This is a genomic window from Actinoallomurus bryophytorum (assembly GCF_006716425.1).
Lineage (GTDB): Bacteria > Actinomycetota > Actinomycetes > Streptosporangiales > Streptosporangiaceae > Actinoallomurus > Actinoallomurus bryophytorum.
In genome coordinates this window covers 1,558,361-1,574,961 of sequence record NZ_VFOZ01000001.1, presented here as the reverse complement: position 1 = coordinate 1,574,961, position 16,601 = coordinate 1,558,361, and the positions used below count along the sequence as shown (strand labels likewise).

Sequence of the window (16,601 nt, the reverse complement as noted above, 5' to 3'; positions counted from 1 at the left end):
GGTGCTGTGCTTGCCGATTCCCTCGCTTCGCTCGGTCATACGGTCACGTCCGGCTCCTGCAGGTCCCACGTGGTCGGATGCTCGGCGGCCCAGCGTACGGACCGCACGATGTTCTCGTAGCCGGTGCAGCGGCACAGCTGACCGGAGATCGCCACCCGGATCTCCTCGTCGGAGGGATCGGGGTTGTGGTCCAGCAGCCAGCGCGAGGTCATCAGCATGCCCGGGGTGCAGAAGCCGCATTGCAGGCCGTGGCACTCGGTGAACCCCTTCTGCACCGGATCGAGCTCACCGTCACGCTCCAGGTCCTCGACGGTGCGGACGTTCTTGCCGTCCGCCATGACCGCCAGCACGGTGCACGACTTCACCGGCACGCCGTCGAGCCACACGGCACAGACACCGCAGTTGGAGGTGTCGCAGCCCCAGTGGGTGCCGGTCAGGTCCAGATCGTCGCGCAGGAAGTGGACCAGCAGCAGCCGGGGCTCCACGTCACGCTCGTACTCCTCGCCGTTCACGGTGACCGTGATCTTCATGTCCGCGCTCTTTCCGCCGCACGCCGCAGCGCTCGTGTGGTGAGCTCGCCGGCGAGATGCCGTTTGTAGTCGGCCGGCCCGCGCTGGTCGGCCGACGGCTCGCAGTGCTCGGCCGCGATCCGCCCGGCCTGGGCGAAGGACTCGTCGTCGGCGGGGCGTCCGCGAAGGTAGTCCTCCGCCTCGGCGGCGACGAAGTGCCTGGCGCCCACGGCGGTCAGGCCGATGCCGACATCGGCGACCTTTCCGCCGTCCAGCCAGATGGCTGCCCCGGCCGCCGCGAGCGCCCAGTCGCCGGCCCGCCGGTCCACCTTCTCGTACGCGCTGCCGTGTCGTCCCCGCCCCCCGCCTGCCCCGGGTCTGATCGGCACCCGGAACTCCGTCAGCAGCTCACCGTCGCCGACCACCGTCTGGTACGGGCCGACGTGGAACTCGCGCAACGGCACCGTACGGCTGCCCTCGGCGTTCCGGATGACGGCCGACGCCCGTACCGCGGCGAACGCGGCGGACAGGTCCTCGGACGGATCGGCCTGGCAGAGCGACCCGCCGATGGTGCCGCGGTTGCGTACGAGCGGATCCGCGATGACGCGTTCGGCATCACCGAAGATCGGGAAATGCTCGGCGGCGAGAGGCGAGTCGAGCAGCTCCGCGTGGCGTACGAGCGCGCCCACGAGCAGCTCGTCGCGCTCGACGCGGATGTAGGACAGCTCACTGACGTCGTTGATGTCGATCAGGGCGTCCGGCGCGGCGAGCCGTAGCTTCATCATGGGCAACAGGCTGTGGCCCCCGGCGAGCACGCGCGCCTCGGGTCCGTACCTCGCGAGTAGCGCGAGCGCCTCCTCGACATCGGCCGCCCGCTCGTACTCGAAATGCGAGGGAACCTGCATGGCCCTCCCCAGGGATCTGTGCCACGGCAGCGTTCACCGCCGCGGGGCGCGTCGTCATGAGCTTCGCCCCTAGAGGGGCACACGCACAACATCCGGATAATCGATCCCTTAACAACCAGGCCACGGAGGGTTCACACTGACGTTCGTGACCCTGACGCAGCTGAGCGTTTTCGTGCTGGTCGCCCGGCTGGGCTCGGTGAAGGCGGCGGCACGCACCCTCGACGTGAGCGAGCCCGCGGTCTCGCAGGCACTCAGTGCCCTGCGTCAGCATCTCGGCGACCCGCTCGTCACCCGCGGCCCGTCGGGCATGACCCTCACCCCGGGCGGCACCCGGCTGCTGGGCATCGCCTCCCAGATGGTGGCGTTGGGTGCCGAGGCGGAGGCGACCGTACGCGCGGCGCAGGGAGCGCCGGAGCCGCTGCGGATCGTGGCCAGCAGCACCATCGCCGAGTTCGTCAGCGGCCCGCTCATCGACGCCTTCGTCACGAGGTCCGCCAGGAAGGTCGACGGCTCCGCCGGGGTGGCCGCCACCGACGAGATGGCCGTGCTCGTCGCGAACCGCCTGAGCGACCTCGCGCTCGGACCCCCCCTGCGTACGGACCCGAGCCTGGTCAGCGAGCCGGTCCTGCGGACGAAGCTGATCGTCGTCGGGTCCGGGCGCAGACCGCTGCGCAGTGACGTGATCTGGCTGGTCGACCCGGCCGGCACCGACGACGAGAGCGACACGGGCCGGCTGCTGAAGCGGTTGCGGGTGCCCGACTCCCGCATCCGTGTGTTCCCGAACCAGACGGCCGCCTGGACCGCCGCCGCGGACGGCGCCGGCGTCGCGCCCGCCTTCGCCCATCTCGTCGCCCCGCAGCTGCGGCGCGGTGACCTGGTCGTGGTGACCACGCCCGTCACTCCCGTGGCCGGCGCCTGGTACGCGACGACGCTCACGTCCGAGCGGCGGTCGGCGACGGCCGGGGCGTTCCGGCGTTTCCTCGGCACCCCGGAGGCCATGCACCTCATGCAGTCGGCGGGGACCGGCTCTCCGCCGTCACGGTTCCGCCCGCCGGTGTACGTGACGATCTGGAGTTGACGCCGCGGCGGCGCGCGGAGAGAGACTGACTTCATGGACTACGTGAAACTGGGTTCGACAGGGCTGGACGTGTCGCCGATCTGCGTGGGGTGCATGAGCTTCGGCGTGCCCGGCCGCGGCGGCCACCCCTGGTCGCTCGACGAGGAAGAGGCCCGCCCGCTCATCCGCGGCGCGCTCGAAGCCGGCATCAACTTCTTCGACACCGCGAACGTCTACTCCGACGGCACCAGCGAGGAGATCACCGGGCGGCTGCTGTGGGAGCACGCCCGGCGCGACGAGATCGTCCTGGCGACCAAGGTGCACGGCCGGATGCACAAGGGCCCGAACGGCGCGGGCCTGTCCCGTAAAGCGATCATGAGCGAGATCGACAACAGCCTGCGGCGGCTGGGCACGGACTACGTCGACCTCTACCAGATCCACCGCTGGGACCACCACACCCCGATCGAGGAGACCCTCGAAGCCCTGCATGACGTGGTGAAGGCGGGCAAGGCGCGCTACATCGGCGCGTCGTCGATGTACGCGTGGCAGTTCTCCAAGGCGCTCTACACGTCCGCGCAGCACGGCTGGACGCGATTCAGCACGATGCAGAACCACTACAACCTCCTCCACCGCGAGGAGGAGCGCGAGATGCTGCCGCTGTGCGCCGACCAGGGCATCGGCGTGATCCCGTGGAGCCCGCTGGCACGAGGCCGCCTCGCCCGCGACTGGGACGCGACCAGCGCCCGCAGCGAGACGGACGAGTTCGGCAAGTCCCTGTACCAGGAGGGCGACCGCAAGATCGTCGAAGCGGTGGCGCAGGTCGCCTCCTCCCGCGGCGTGGCGGCCGCTCACGTCGCCCTGGCCTGGGTCCTGCGCCACCCGTCCGTGGCCGCGCCCATCGTCGGCATGACGAAGGCCTCGCACCTCGACGACGCGGTGGCCGCCCTCACGCTGTCGTTGAGCGATGACGAGGTCGCCCGGATCGAGGAGCACTACACGCCGCGTTCGATCGTCGGGTTCCGCTGACCGACCCCCGGGTGTGGCCCCCCGCCGCGGTGTCATCAGCGGCGGGCGACCACGATCATCCGCCGGCTGTACGGGCACAGCGGGTCACCGTTCTCGTCGTGGCCGGTGACCTCGTCGAACCCGGCGTCCCGCAACCAGCCCCGCAGCTCGGTGAAGGTGAGCAGGCCGACGCCATCGCGAGCAGCCCGCCCGGCCTGAGCGCGCTGGCGCACCTCGGTCAGCACGTGGCGGTTGGTGTCGTCGTCGAAGTAGCCGAAGGCGGGGACACCTCCGGGTGCGACCAGAGCGCCCGCTGCCTCCGCTCTTAGCGACCGGTTTTCAGTCAGTGCCGTCGTCGGCGAAGGCCTTGACGCCGCGCGGCGTACCGAGCCCGGTCGGGCCGTCGTATCCGGTGCTCGCCGTGCACCGGTACGACGGGGCGCAGGAGCCGCCGCCGGAGGTGACGTCGTTGAGCGCGCCGGTGTGCTCGTACGGGAAGGATGCCGGGTACGAGCCCGGCGCCACCGGTCCGGCGAGGGCGTAGATGCCGGCGACGATCGGCGCCGAGGCGCTCGTACCGCCGACGACCAGCCAGCCGCCGGACCGGTACGAGTCGTAGACCGCCACGCCGGTGTTCGGGTCGGCGACGGCCGAGACGTCGGCGATGCTCCGCCGCGTACACCCGGTGCCCGCCTGCCACGAGGGCTTGGCGTCGTAGGAGGAGCAGCCGGAGCCCGCGCCGTTCCAGGCGGTCTCGCTCCAGCCGCGAGCGTTGGACGCCCTGGTCAGCGAGGTGCCGCCGACCGCCGTGACGTACCGGGAGGCGGCCGGGTACTCCACGCCGTACCCGTCGTCACCGGAGGCCACCGTGATGGCGACGCCGGGATGGTCGAAGTAGGAGGCGTCGGATCGGGCGTCGGTGGCGCGCTCGTCCGCCCCGTAGCTGTTGGAGACGTATCCGGCGCCGAGGGATACCGCCGTGCGGACCGCCGTACCGAGATCGCCCATGACCGGCCGGTTCGCCTCGAGGAGCAGGAGGTGGCAGGCCGGGCAGATCGCCGAGACCATGTCGAGGTCCAGTGACTCCTCCTCGGCCCATCCGGGGTCGGCGGCCGGCAGGTGGTGACCGCCGGTCTGGTCCACCTTCGTGAAGCAGCCGCCGGCGGTGGTGCAGGCGGGGAGCCCGTACCGGGACCGGTAGGTCGCCAGGTCGGCCTCGGCCTTCGGGTCGTCGTAGGCGGCGACGATCGCGACCGTCCGTCCCGACCCGCCCGCGGGCAGGGCGTAGGCGGTTCTCAGGTCGGACGCCCCGAGACCGGCGGGTGCGGCCTGCGGCCGCAGGCCGTGGGACGTATCGGTGCGGACGAGCGCGAGGCAGGCCATCTGGTCCTTGCGCGTCGGGACGGCGCAGGCTCGCCTGACCGGTACGGCGGCGGGGCCCGGGGCGGCGGTGGAGGGCGTGGCACGCACGAATAAGGGGAGCAGCATGAGGCACGTGACCGCCGTACATCGGGCGAAGGTGGTGGTAGGGGGTGACATCCTGCTCCCTTTCAGCGGGTGGGTGCCGCCTGACCTGTGGCACCACGGTCAGCGATGCGTCTCGCGGACGATAGGCAGGCCGTACGGGGAGGGCACGGCGTCTTTGCCTTCTCTTGACCGTACGGTCCGCATCTCACCTGGACCTAAGCGGCGAATGACCCGATTCTCTGGGAGCCCTCGCCGGTGGCTCTCCGCGGCCCGGGGGAGGGGCGGGGCGGCGCTGCTACGGTGCGGGGGTGGGGACGTCACAGCCTGTTCGGGGCACTCGGGTCCGCGGGACACGACAGGCCGAGGCGCTGGCCACCGCCCTCGAGAGCCTTGCCGGGTTCCGCAGCGCGCAGGACATCCATGCCGAGCTCCGCCGCCGGGGTGAACGCATCGGCCTGACGACCGTCTACCGCCATCTCATGGTGCTCAGCGAGGACGGCGCGGTCGACACGATCCGGGACGAGGACGGCGAGACGCTCTATCGCCGCTGTGCGAGCAGGGCCCACCATCACCATGTCACCTGCCGCTCGTGCGGGCGGAGCGTGGAGGTCGAAGGGCGCGCGGTGGAGCAGTGGGCCTCGCGCGTCGCGGCGGACGCCGGCTTCGTCGACGTGGATCACACGGTGGAGGTCTTCGGGGTGTGCCCCGATTGCGCTGCCGCTGCCGCTGCCGCTGCCGCTGCCGCTGCCGCTGCCGCTGCCGCTGGGGCTGGGGCTGGGGCTGGGGCGGCTGGGCGGCCTGCGGGCGAGTAGCTGAAAACGGTTTTCACTTTCGCTACAGTGGGCAATGTTCTCCACAGATGGCGACGCCCTGTGGCGATGCTCGCCCGTTCTCATCACACTGAGTAGTCGTTTACTCGAGCGCCGTGCCGGCGTGCCGGGAGGGACCGTGAAGATCGCTTTTGTCGGCAAAGGCGGCAGCGGGAAGACCACGCTGTCGTCCCTGTTCATCCGGCATCTGGTGGCCGCCGAGGCGCCGGTGGTCGCCATCGACGCCGACATCAACCAGCATCTCGGAGTCGCGCTGGGCCTCGACGAGGACGAGGCGGCGGCGATCCCCGCCATGGGCGAGCACCTGCTGGAGATCAAGACGTACCTGCGCGGCGCCAACCGGCGGATCTCCTCGCCGCGCGCGATGGTGAAGACGACTCCACCGGGCGCGGGCTCGAAGCTTCTGCGGCCGCGCGGCGACGATTTCATCCACTCTCGGCTCTCGGTCGACGTGGCCGGGGCGAGTCTGATGGCGACCGGGCCGTTCACCGATGAGGATCTCGGCGTGGCCTGCTATCACTCCAAGACCGGAGCGGTCGAGCTCTACCTCAACCATCTCGTCGACGGCCCGGGGGACTACGTCGTCGTCGACTGTACGGCGGGCGCGGAGTCCTTCGCCTCCGGCATGTTCACCCGCTTCGACCTGACGTTCCTGGTGGCCGAGCCCACGCGCAAGGGCGTCGCCGTCTATCGCCAGTGGGTCGAATACGCCAAGGACTACGACGTCGTGCTCCGGGTGGTCGGAAACAAGGTGCACGGCCTGGACGACGTGGCCTTCCTGCGCGAGCACGTCGGCGACGCGCTCCTGTGCTGCCTGGGGCAGTCGGCGGCGGTGCGCGGCCTGGAGCAGGGCCGCCCGTTCGACATCGAGGACCTGGACGAACACGACCGTGCCGCGCTGGCGACGCTCCGCACCGAGGTCGACGCGCAGCCGAAGGACTGGGAGAAGTTCACCCGGCAGGCGATCGAGTTCCACGTGAAGAACGCCCGAGCGTGGGCGAACGCCGCCGTAGGCGAAGACCTCGAGGCCCAGGTCGATCCCGGCTTCGCTCTCGGGGGAGCGTCACTCATGGCCGGGAGTTCGTAGCGCGCGTCCCCGGCGTCCGCTCACGGCGTCGGTCGGGGGTCGGTCTTGCGCGTCCCGAGGTAACGGTCGCCGCGTAAGGCGGTTTATGCCGTTGACCGGTTGAAACGCGGCCATGAACGGACACACGGAGGCGGTTGATTTCTCTGCACCCCTTATGGAAGATGAAAACCGTTACCGAAAGCGTGGTCGACCCGACGGGAGAACCCATGTCGCTGACCGTGTCCCCCCAACTCGTCCAGGAGGCCCAGCGCGGCGACGTCGACGACGCCGCGTTCATCGACTGCATCCGCGACTCCCTGCCGTACGCGTGGAAGGTCGTCACCGGCCTGATCGAGGACCTGAGGACCGGCGACGCGGAGTTCGCCGACAACCAGACCCCACCACCGGACGAGCAGGCACGCGGACAGCTCCTGCGCATGATGGCCAGCGACGCCATGCGCTCCGCGATAGAACGACACTTCGACGTCCGCCTGGCATTCCAGAACTGCCACCGCGCCGCCGCGTTCCGGCCTGACGCACGATCGGCCTACGAGGACTTCGTCACCACCCGCGCACAGATCCTCAACCAGTCACCCGAACTCGTCGACTGCTGACGAGACGCCGCCCGGACCGCCCCCCGAACCGGTCCGGGCACCACCACCGCACACCAGCCGGCGCCCGCATGGGACGAGCGGCGCCGGACTCCAGAACATGCGCCCGAACTGCCAACGCCCACCGATTCGCGGCGGAGACGGGACCTGACCCGGGCGACGGCGCGAGCCCGAGGAGGGCTCTGACCCCGACGATGAAGGCCCCGCCGCCCTGAACGCCCCGCCCGCAAGTGGATGAGAGTGGTGACGGAACTCGAACGCCGCCCCCACGGCGCCGATCCGTGGCCCTGGCACGCGGGGGCCTCGGCCCTCCCGCGCTGGGCTGCGCCGACCGCATCGCCGGGCTGGGGAGGACACGCGCGTCGGTCCCTCGGATGAGCGTGGCGGCAGAAGAGTGCGCAACCTGCACGAGCGGCGCGGGCCTAGGGCGTGTTTTGTGGATCTTGGTCGGTGAGTGTGGGTTGATGGCGTGTCATGGTGCGTCGTCATGAGTTGAGTGATGCCGCGTGGGCGCGGATCGAGCCGTTGTTGCCTGCTCATCCGCGTCAGGGCGGGCGGTGGCGGGATCACCGGCAGGTGGTCAACGGGATCGTGTGGAAGATCCGCACGGGCGCTGATTGGCGGGACATCCCGGAACGCTACGGGCCCTGGCAGACGGTCTATCAACGGTTCCGCCGCTGGTCAGCCGATGGGACCTGGGACCGCCTGCTCGAACACGTCCAGATCCGCGATGATGCGATCGGTGAGGTGGACATGACGGGTGTGTGCGTGGACTCCACCATCGTGCGCGCTCATCAGCATTCCGCAGGCGCCCGCAAAAAGGGGACCCTGCCGGGACGAACGGGCAGCAAGATCACCAAACGGACCGGGCGCTCGGACGATCCCGCGGCGGGCTGACCACCAAGATCCACCTGGCCTGTGACGGACGCGGCCTGCCGCTGTCCTTTGTCATCACGGGCGGCAACATCAACGACTGCACCCGCCTGATCCAGGTCATCGAAGCGATCCGGATCCCCCGCACCCACGCGGGGCGGCCGCGCGTCCGGCCGACCCACCTCATCGCCGACAAGGGCTATTCCACCAACAAGATCCGCATCTACCTGCGCCGCCGCCGGATCCCGCACACCATCCCCGAACGCCGTGACCAACTCGCCATCCGCGCCCGGCGTGGTTGGCGCCGCTGCGGCTTCGACAAGGAGACCTACCGGCGCCGCAACGTCGTCGAACGCTGCTTCGGCCACCTCAAACGCTTCCGCGGACTCGCCACTCGCTACGAAAAACTCGCCGCTCATTACCGGAGTGTGGTGACCATAGCCAGCCTCATCTTGTGGCTCAACCAAGATCCACAAAACAGGCCCTAGGGCGTGTCCTCAAAGCTGGCTGGGTTGGTCTGGTTTGATCTTGGTTTGTGGTGCGTAGGCATGAGTTGAGTGATGAGCAGTGGCAGGTGATTGAGCCGTTGCTGCCTGTTTCGGGTGCTGCTGGGCGTCCGCGGGTGGATGACCGGCGGGTGATCAATGGGATGTTGTTCAAGGCCAAGACCGGGGTGGCCTGGCGGGATCTGCCGGAGCGGTACGGGCCGTGGAAGACGGTCTACAACCGGTTTTGGCGCTGGTCTCGTAACGGCACGCTCACGATGCTGGTCTCTAAGGCGCAGGTGATCGCCGAGGCGATCGATGAACTGGACCGGGAGGTGTCGGTGGATTCCTCCATCGTGCGGGCCCATCAGCACGCCGCCGGAGCCCGTCGTCTGGCGGCCGGCCGCACAGGGGGCACAATCGCCGGTCGGGCAGGCCGAACCAGTTGATCATGCTATCGGCCGGTCCCGGGGCGGTGTCACGACAAAGATCCATCTTGCCTGTGATGGTCACGGTCGGCCCCTGTCGGTCGTGCTGACGGGCGGGAACGTCAATGACTGCACCATGTTCGAGCAGGTGATGGCCGGGATCTGCATCCGCCGTCACCCCGCGCAGCGGCCCGGGCGGCCTTGGCGGCGTCCGGTGCGGGTGATCGCCGATAAGGGTTACAGCTCCCGCGCGATCCGCGCCTACCTGCGCCGCCGTGGTATCGCTGCGACCATCCCCGAACGAGTCGACCAGCAAGCCGGCCGTCGGCGCCGCGGCTCACAAGGGGGCCGGCCACCCGCCTTCGACCCCCGCGTCTACCGCCGGCGCAACGTCGTCGAACGCTGCTTCAACCGGCTCAAGCAGTACCGCGCCATCGCCACCCGCTATGACAAGACCGCCCAGTCCTACCAAGGGATGATCGACCTGGCCACCCTGCTCATATGGCTTTGAGGACAGACCCTAGCGGTCCCCCTCCGCTGCCCGCCCTTCGCACTCGGCACCATCACCCGTCACCCGGCATTCGCGCCCGCGTCTCACCCCTCGGCCGCGCCTCGCATCTTGCGCCCCAAGTCCCGCGCTCCGCGCTCTCGGTCCGCACCCGCGCCCCGCACTCGGCGCCGGTAACCGGCGGTGCCTGTGCCGTGCGCCGTGCCGCGCGCCCCCGCGTCGGGTCGCGCACCCGCGTCGTGCATTCGCGCTCCGCACTCGGCACTGGCAACCGGCGGTGCCCGAACCCCCAGGTCTCGCACCCGCGTCCCGCACTCGGCACCGGCAGCCAGGGGTGTCGCGTCCCGATACCCTGCACCCGCGCCGGGTCCTGCACCCGCGCACCGCACTTGGCATCCTGCACCTGCACCGCACTCTGCGCCGCACCCGGCAGCCCACGCCGCATTCCGGGCCCCAAGCCCGGTACCCCGCGCCCCACACTCGCGCTCCGCATCGGCCCAGCACCAAGGCACCCGGCGCCCGCGCCTGCGCTCACGCCCACTGATTCGGCCGTGGGGCCGATGGACTTGCGCAGATCTGGCTACTCGAGGTGAGCGCGATGGTGTCAGCGTGAGGGGCTCCGCCGGTTGAGAGCGGTGGCGCACGGCTTGGCCCATCGTGTCGATATGCGGAGTTGCCACTCGGCCCTCGGCAGCGCCGGCCGATCACAGGCGTAGCGGGTTGGCGTCGCCTCGCTGAATGGGTGAGGTGGTAGCTCTCTGAGGAGTCGCGTGTCCGGGTAGTGGAGGCATCGTCGTGCGGGCGCGCGCGAGGTGAGGTGAGTGCAGTGTCGGGCTTTGGAAGCTGATGCGTGTCCTGGCCCGTTGGGCGACGCAACGGGAGTCGAGACACCCGCCTTCCGCGCCCGACTCTCCCGTGCCCGCGTCTGCTTACCAAGGATCCGTCGCTGCGGCTGCCGGCCGACCGGGATGGCGGAGGGACTCACCCGGATCGCACCGATCACGGAACCTCCGACGTACGGCGATCCCGGCGCGGTGGCTCTCCCTCGGCTCGCGTTCGGGGGCGTCGGGTCGGCGGTCGGGCCCGGGGGCTCGCGTCGAGTGGCGGTGGGGCTAGTAATCGGACACTTATTCATAAGTCAGGCATAGACCGACTGGGGTCGCGGCTTCTTATCTCACTCCGCCTGCGGGGCATCGTTACATGTGGTAGTTATGTGACTCTCCTGCGAGACATTGGGTCTCGTGAGGCCCCCTCATCCCACAGGTTTCAAATACCGTGATCTTTGGAGTTTCCGTGAGCAATCGCCTCCCGCGGGCTCGCCTCGGCCGTTCGGTTCCGTCGCATTCGCCGGTCGGTGGCTCGCGCAGTTTGACGGTGATGGCAGCCGGTGCGGCGGCCATCGCGCTACTCGTGACGGGCTGTGGTGGAAAGAGCAAGGACCACCCGGCATCGTCGTCCGGCGGGGCGCCGGCTGCAGGAAAGCTGCCGCAGGCGACGACGTTCGCGACCCTCAAGAACATCGCCAAGGACAGTGGCGCGGGCGCCGACGGCACCGTGGCGCACCCGACCACGGCGCTGCCCGTCTCCGCGACCCCCGGCGGTCCGCCCGTCGCGACGCTGCCCGCCAAGGAGCTGGGCGGCCCCACCTGGGTTCCGGTCGTGGAGACCAAACCGGGCTGGGACCGGGTGCTGCTGCCCAGCCGCCCGAACGGCTCTACCGGCTGGATCGCCAGCGACAAGGTGCAGAAGGCCAAGAGCCCCTACACGGTCAAGGTCGACACCTCCGCACGACGGCTTTCTCTCCTCAAGTCCGGGCGCTCGCTCGGCACTTGGACCGTCGCGGTGGGTGCCCCCAAGACGCCGACCCCGGCAGGACGTACGTTCATCCTCGCCTCGCTGGCTCCGTCGAAGCCGACGTACAGCCCGCTCATCCTTCCGGTCGGCGCGCATTCGGAGTCGCTCGACACGTTCGGAGGAGGGCCCGGCACCGTGGCGTTCCACGGCTGGCCCCAAAAGTCGGTGTTCGGTCAGGCGGTCACGCACGGCTGCGTACGTGTCCCGGCGGACGCGCTCAACCTGCTGGCCAAGGTTCCGCTCGGGACGCCGGTCACCATCTCGAACTAGCCCGGCCCGACTCGACGAACAGCCTTTCAGTTCCGGCTTCCTGGCTGGGAAGTCTTCACCCCCTAGGAGAGAAACCTCAATGCGTAAACACGTGAAATACGGGGCGATCCTCGGAGCCCTCGCGGCACCGGTGGCGGTCGCGGCCATCATCGTGCCGGCCTCGGCGACCGGCGGCGGCGCCGTCTCCTCGGCGTTCGGCCTCTCGGCCAACGGGCTGCTGAGCGTTCCGCAGACCCCCTCGGTTTCCTCGGCCTCACACCCGAACACCAAGAGCCTCCTCTCGCTGCCGGGCAACCCGCTGGTGCGGTTCTCGGTCCTGCGTACGAAGGCCGTGCCCGGTCACGCGGAGGCCAGCGTCGTCGACCTCAAGATCGCCAAGGCCGCGATCAGCCCCAAGGCGGTGCTGTCCGCGAAGCTGATCACGGCCCGCTGCGACGACGGTGCCGGCTCCTCCCGGCTGGTGGACGTACGGCTGGCAGGCCGGGCCATTCAGGCGGGCGCCTCCCCGAACAGCCGCATCACCGTGCCGATCGAGGGGCTCGGCGGCGTACAGGTGACGGTCAACAAGCAGGTCCGCAACCCCGATGGCGGCGTTACGGTCACCGCGCTCGAGCTGGCGGTCCAGGCGCTGGGCAAGAGCCAGGTGATCGACATCTCCTCCGCCACGTGCGCCAACGCTCCGGCGGCGCCCGGCGAGGCTCCCAAGCCGGTTCCGGTCCCCAGCGATCTCCCGGTCACGGGCTGACGCCCGTACGCGTCAACGGCTCGCGGTCCGGTACGCCCGGACCTCAGCGGCCGATCACGGCCCCCGCGTCGCAGCCGGCGCGGGGGCCTGTTCTTTCCCGGCGTCCGGAGTCACGAGGACGACTGTGAGTCCGTCTCTTCATGCTGATCGCGCTCGGTGAGGGGGAGGAGCACCTGGAATCGCGTGTCACCCGGCTCGGACCGCAGTCGCAGATCGCCTCGGTGCTTGTTGACGACGATCCGCCATGAGATGTCCAGGCCGAGCCCGGTGCCCTCGCCGACCGGCTTGGTCGTGAAGAACGGCTCGAAGATCCGCTGGCTGATCTCGGCCGGTACGCCCGGACCGTTGTCGCGGATCTCGACCATCGCGCACTCACCCTCGCGGCTGGTGGTGATGGTCAGCTTGCCGTTGCGGTTCATCGCGGCGACCGCGTTGTCGATGAGGTTCGTCCAGACCTGGTTGAGCTCGCCCGCGTACGCCGGGATCTCGGGCAGCGACCGGTCGTACTCCTTGACCACCTCGACATGGCTCAGCTTGCCCGTGAGCATGATCAACGTCGAGTCGATGCCGTCGTGCACGTCGATCCACTGGTACGGCGCCCGGTCCATCTGGGAGTACTGCTTGGCGGCGCTGAGCAGCGTCGAGATCCGCGTCGTGGCGTCCTCGATCTCGCCCATCAGGGACTCGGTCTCCACCGCGTACCCGAGCCAGCGAAGCGCGGCGTTCAAGAACCCCTCGCCGACCGCCTCGTGAACCTCTTCCAGGCTTTCCACCGTGATACCGGCCGGGACGAACAGCGCGGCGAGGTCCCATCCGTCCGTGACGTCGTGGTCGTCGAGCCAGTCGGAGATCTCGTCCTCGAGGTCGGAGGCCTGCATCGCGGTCAGCTTGGGAGCGCTGGAGACCTGCTTGACCAGCATCTCTTGTACGTCCACCAGCTTCTCGAGCAGGCTCGGCTCGATGTCGTTCCGCGCCAGGAGCGCGAGCTTGTGACGCATCCCCGCGACGCGCTCCCGCAGCGAGGAGGTCGCGCGGACGGCCGCTGCGGCCGGGTTGTTCAGCTCGTGGGTCAGGCCGGCGGACAGCGCGCCGAGGGCGAGCAGGCGTTCGCGCTGACCCACCACCGCGTCCGTGTTGCGGCGACCGAGGAACATGCCCTCCAGCAGATGGGCGGCCATCGGGAACCACTCGGTGAACCGCTCGCCGAACTCCGCGGCCGGCAGCGAGAGGAACTCCAGGTCGGTGACCGCGTGCACCGAGGCGGCGTACCGCTGGTCTCCGCGCATGCCCATGAGGAACTGCGTGGCTCCGCAGTACGCCCCGCGCTGGTCGGTGCGCACCATCTCCAGCTCGTCGCCGTGGACGGTGCGTGTCATCCGGAGCGTCCCGGACAGCAGGACGTAGAAGCAGGTCGCCGGATCGCCCTCACGCAGGATCGCCGTGTCGGCCGCGTACGGCTCGACCTCGCTCTTCTCGGCGACCCAGTCCAGCTGTTCGTCGTTCAGCTTTTCGAAGAGGAAGAGCGTACGCAGCTCGTCCCGCGACAACGTGCTCATCGCTCCTCCAGATACCGATGCACCAGTGTCACCGCCATGGCTCCTTCGCCGACCGCCGACGCGACCCGCTTGACCGACTGCGAACGTACGTCGCCCGCGACGAACACCCCCGGAATCGAGGACTCCAGGTACAACGGATCCCGGTCCAGGTTCCAGCCGGAGGGCCGCCTGCCCTCGGCCAGCAGATCGGGTCCGGTACGGACGAAGCCGTGGGGGTCACGGACGATCGCGTCGCCCAGCCAGTCCGTGTACGGGGCGGCGCCGATGAACACGAACAGGTGCCCGCACGAGACGGTTTCGACCTTGTTCGGGTCGCCCCCGCAGAGCGAGATGCGTTCGAGGTGTTCCTCGCCGTGTGCCTCGACGACGGTCGTGCCCTCGCGTACCTCGATGTTCTCGATGGCCCTGATCTGCTCGATCAGATAGTGCGACATCGACTGTTCGAGCGACTTGCCGCGGACGACGAGCGTGACCTTGCGGGCGTACCGGGAGAAGAAAACGGCGGCCTGACCTGCGGAGTTCGCCCCGCCGACGATGTAGACGTCCTCGTTGCTGCACGACTGAGCCTCGGTCGCCGCCGACCCGTAGTACACGCCGCGGCCCGTGAGCTGTCCGAGACCGGGGGCGTCGAGCGCCCGGTACGCGACGCCGCTCGCCAGCACCACGGAGTGCGCCGCGATCTCGGTGCCGTCGCTGAAGGTGATCACGCGGGCGGAGCCACGTGCTTCGAGGGCGACCGCGTCCCTGGCGGTGAGCACCTCGGCACCGAACTTGCGCGCCTGCCGCCTTGCCCGGTCGGTCAGCTGGCTCCCGGAAACACCGTCCGGAAAGCCCAGGTAGTTTTCGATCCGGGAGCTCTGCCCGGCCTGCCCGCCGGTCGCCTTGCGCTCGACCAGAACGGTCCGCAGTCCCTCCGACGCGCCGTACACCGCGGCGCCGAGCCCGGCCGGGCCGCCCCCGATGACGACGAGGTCGTAGAACTCGGCCGCCGGCTCGGTGGACAGGCCCACCACCGCGGCGATCTCCGCGCCGGTCGGAGCCCGCAGGGCCTTGCCGTCCGGCGTGATGACGACCGGAATGTCCTCCGGCCCCGCGCCCGCGGCATCGAGCAGCCGGCATCCCTCGGGTTCGTCCACCGAGTACCAGCGGTACGGCACCGAGTTGCGGGCCAGGAAGTCACGTATCTCATAGGTGGGTGCCGACCAGCGGTGGCCCACCACCTTGGTCTCCTCGACCGGCCGGTCCCCGACCGCTCGCCAGGTCTCGACCAGCGCGTCCACCACCGGATAGAGCTTCTCCTCCGGTGGGTCCCACGGCTTGAGCAGATAGTGGTCGACGTCCACGACGTTGATCGCCTGAATGGCGGCGTCGGTGTCCGCGTACGCGGTCAGCAGGGCGCGGCGTGCGTGCGGGAACAGGTCCATGGCCTGTTCGAGGAACGCGATACCGTCCATCTGCGGCATCCGGTAGTCCGCGAGCATCGCGGCGACGGTCTCCCCCCGCAGCTTGATCTCCCGCAACGCGTCGAGAGCGTCCGGTCCCGAGTCGGCTCGCACCACCCGGAAGTTCTGTCCGTACCGGCGTCTCAGGTCACGGGCGACCGCCCGGGACACCGACGGATCGTCATCCACGGTCAACAAGATCGGCATCCCCATAAGACGGAGTATCCCAGCCCAGGGGCGTTCCGACGAGAGTGGCCGTATGCCGGGTTCCGGACACTGCCTCCAGCCGGACCGGTGACCGGATCCGCCGGTGGCGCCGGTCGGTGACCGGCTCACCAGCCAGGAACGTGTCGTACGCGACGCCGCGTACGGTCCGGTGCCCGTGCCGGCACCCCGCGGAGGACGAGCGGGCTTATGCGAGAAGCGGAATCCGGGAGGTGACGTAAGGCTCACCTGGTGACCCGCCGGAGTTGCCGCACAACGGGACGTTCCTCGCTACGCTGCTCCGCGTGGATGGGCGACATACATGGAAATCGCGTGTAAATCCGACAGTTATGGTGCGCCGTCTGTGGGCCAGGTTCGAGGTCCTGCCATTCCGCTACGGACTGGGCATGGGAATCGTCGCGGCCGTGGTGGCCGCCCTGGTGATCGTGGGGTTCGTGACGCTGAACGGCGCCCCCCAGAAGAAGGAGGCCACGCCGCGTCCCGTGAGTAGCGGACCGGCCGAGGCGGCCGTGCCCCCGGCGCCGACCTGGGGCGGGTACGTCCCGCCGCGGCAGGCGAGGTCGACCACCGCCGTGGTGTCCCCGTCTCGCACCCAGGCGGCAGAGCCGACGTCGCCACGCCCGCGTCCGGCGCGTCCGTCCGTTCGCCCCTCACCTACGCAGACCTGCCCGGCGACTCTGAAGAAGTCCAAATGGGAGTGGGTCTACCAGATGTGCAAGCGCAAACAGAGCGGCTAGAAACCGTTACCGACCGTCACATGCGCGC

15 protein-coding genes and 1 pseudogene are annotated in these 16,601 nt (G+C 69.7%); 10 read left to right on the top strand and 6 right to left on the bottom strand.

The features are described 5' to 3' along the window. Positions 1-35 precede the first annotated feature (35 nt). Positions 36-530, bottom strand: a complete 495-nt coding sequence (locus tag FB559_RS07425) for a (2Fe-2S)-binding protein (RefSeq protein WP_141954670.1) — start codon at positions 528-530, stop codon at positions 36-38. Then, complete coding sequence (locus FB559_RS07420) at positions 527-1,414, bottom strand: FAD binding domain-containing protein (protein WP_141954667.1); 888 nt, start codon at positions 1,412-1,414, stop codon at positions 527-529. The genes FB559_RS07425 and FB559_RS07420 overlap by 4 nt, the downstream gene beginning before the upstream one ends. 145 nt (positions 1,415-1,559) lie before the next feature. On the opposite strand from FB559_RS07420, the gene FB559_RS07415 reads away from it, so the two are divergent. Together FB559_RS07415 and FB559_RS07410 are read left to right on the top strand one after the other, a co-directional pair. Then, positions 1,560-2,492 carry a LysR family transcriptional regulator gene (locus tag FB559_RS07415; protein WP_141954665.1) on the top strand — a complete coding sequence of 311 codons (933 nt, stop codon included), beginning with the start codon at positions 1,560-1,562 and terminating at the stop codon, positions 2,490-2,492. A 33-nt stretch (positions 2,493-2,525) separates the two neighbouring features. Then, a complete protein-coding gene (locus tag FB559_RS07410; RefSeq protein WP_141954663.1) occupies positions 2,526-3,497 on the top strand; it encodes an aldo/keto reductase in 972 nt (323 codons plus the stop codon). Positions 3,498-3,532: 35 nt separating this feature from the next. Here FB559_RS07410 and FB559_RS07405 read toward each other — a convergent pair whose 3' ends face one another. Then, positions 3,533-3,721 carry a hypothetical protein gene (locus tag FB559_RS07405; RefSeq protein ID WP_141954661.1) on the bottom strand — a complete coding sequence of 63 codons (189 nt, stop codon included), beginning with the start codon at positions 3,719-3,721 and terminating at the stop codon, positions 3,533-3,535. Between the two features lie 94 nt (positions 3,722-3,815). Next, entirely contained in the window at positions 3,816-4,946 is a 1,131-nt protein-coding gene (locus tag FB559_RS07400; RefSeq protein WP_246121400.1) for a S53 family peptidase, read from the bottom strand. Positions 4,947-5,251: 305 nt separating this feature from the next. Here FB559_RS07400 and FB559_RS07395 point away from each other — a divergent pair, with 305 nt between their 5' ends. The 7 genes and pseudogenes from FB559_RS07395 to FB559_RS07365 all read left to right on the top strand — a co-directional run bounded on the left by FB559_RS07395 (position 5,252) and on the right by FB559_RS07365 (position 12,613). Further along, entirely contained in the window at positions 5,252-5,755 is a 504-nt protein-coding gene (locus FB559_RS07395; RefSeq protein ID WP_141954658.1) for a Fur family transcriptional regulator, read from the top strand. 136 nt (positions 5,756-5,891) lie between these two features. After that, complete coding sequence (locus FB559_RS07390) at positions 5,892-6,860, top strand: ATP-binding protein (RefSeq protein WP_185792080.1); 969 nt, start codon at positions 5,892-5,894, stop codon at positions 6,858-6,860. 206 nt (positions 6,861-7,066) lie between these two features. Next, positions 7,067-7,453: an SCO5389 family protein gene (locus tag FB559_RS07385; RefSeq protein WP_141954653.1), complete on the top strand. Its 387-nt coding sequence runs from the start codon at positions 7,067-7,069 to the stop codon at positions 7,451-7,453. A gap of 471 nt (positions 7,454-7,924) precedes the next feature. Beyond that, a pseudogene (locus FB559_RS07380) lies at positions 7,925-8,811 on the top strand (IS5 family transposase). Positions 8,812-8,858: 47 nt separating this feature from the next. Next, positions 8,859-9,747 (top strand): IS5 family transposase gene (locus FB559_RS07375; protein WP_425455054.1). Its coding sequence is split into 2 segments (ribosomal slippage): positions 8,859-9,253 and positions 9,252-9,747, totalling 891 coding nucleotides; the frame shifts between segments, so codons are not numbered across the junction. Between the two features lie 1,374 nt (positions 9,748-11,121). Then, complete coding sequence (locus tag FB559_RS07370; RefSeq protein WP_141954650.1) at positions 11,122-11,868, top strand: L,D-transpeptidase family protein; 747 nt, start codon at positions 11,122-11,124, stop codon at positions 11,866-11,868. Positions 11,869-11,947: 79 nt separating this feature from the next. After that, a complete protein-coding gene (locus FB559_RS07365) occupies positions 11,948-12,613 on the top strand; it encodes a choice-of-anchor P family protein (RefSeq protein WP_141954648.1) in 666 nt (221 codons plus the stop codon). Between the two features lie 110 nt (positions 12,614-12,723). On the opposite strand, the gene FB559_RS07360 is transcribed toward FB559_RS07365, so the two are convergent. Next, positions 12,724-14,169: an ATP-binding protein gene (locus FB559_RS07360; RefSeq protein ID WP_141954645.1), complete on the bottom strand. Its 1,446-nt coding sequence runs from the start codon at positions 14,167-14,169 to the stop codon at positions 12,724-12,726. Next, entirely contained in the window at positions 14,166-15,800 is a 1,635-nt protein-coding gene (locus FB559_RS07355) for an NAD(P)/FAD-dependent oxidoreductase (RefSeq protein WP_246121398.1), read from the bottom strand. Before FB559_RS07355 ends, FB559_RS07360 begins: the two co-directional genes overlap by 4 nt. Before the next feature lie 365 nt (positions 15,801-16,165). On the opposite strand from FB559_RS07355, the gene FB559_RS43705 reads away from it, so the two are divergent. Further along, positions 16,166-16,573: a hypothetical protein gene (locus tag FB559_RS43705; protein WP_185792078.1), complete on the top strand. Its 408-nt coding sequence runs from the start codon at positions 16,166-16,168 to the stop codon at positions 16,571-16,573. Positions 16,574-16,601 lie beyond the last annotated feature (28 nt).

Excerpts from the sequence above, each read along its gene's own strand:
- FB559_RS07360 (WP_141954645.1), bottom strand. The coding sequence starts at position 14,169 with ATGAGCACGTTGTCGCGGGACGAGCTGCGTACGCTCTTCCTCTTCGAA.
- FB559_RS07420 (WP_141954667.1), bottom strand. The coding sequence starts at position 1,414 with ATGCAGGTTCCCTCGCATTTCGAGTACGAGCGGGCGGCCGATGTCGAG.
- FB559_RS07385 (WP_141954653.1), top strand. The coding sequence starts at position 7,067 with ATGTCGCTGACCGTGTCCCCCCAACTCGTCCAGGAGGCCCAGCGCGGC.
- FB559_RS07425 (WP_141954670.1), bottom strand. The coding sequence starts at position 530 with ATGAAGATCACGGTCACCGTGAACGGCGAGGAGTACGAGCGTGACGTG.
- FB559_RS07370 (WP_141954650.1), top strand. The coding sequence starts at position 11,122 with ATGGCAGCCGGTGCGGCGGCCATCGCGCTACTCGTGACGGGCTGTGGT.
- FB559_RS07410 (WP_141954663.1), top strand. The coding sequence starts at position 2,526 with ATGGACTACGTGAAACTGGGTTCGACAGGGCTGGACGTGTCGCCGATC.
- FB559_RS07365 (WP_141954648.1), top strand. The coding sequence starts at position 11,948 with ATGCGTAAACACGTGAAATACGGGGCGATCCTCGGAGCCCTCGCGGCA.
- FB559_RS43705 (WP_185792078.1), top strand. The coding sequence starts at position 16,166 with ATGGTGCGCCGTCTGTGGGCCAGGTTCGAGGTCCTGCCATTCCGCTAC.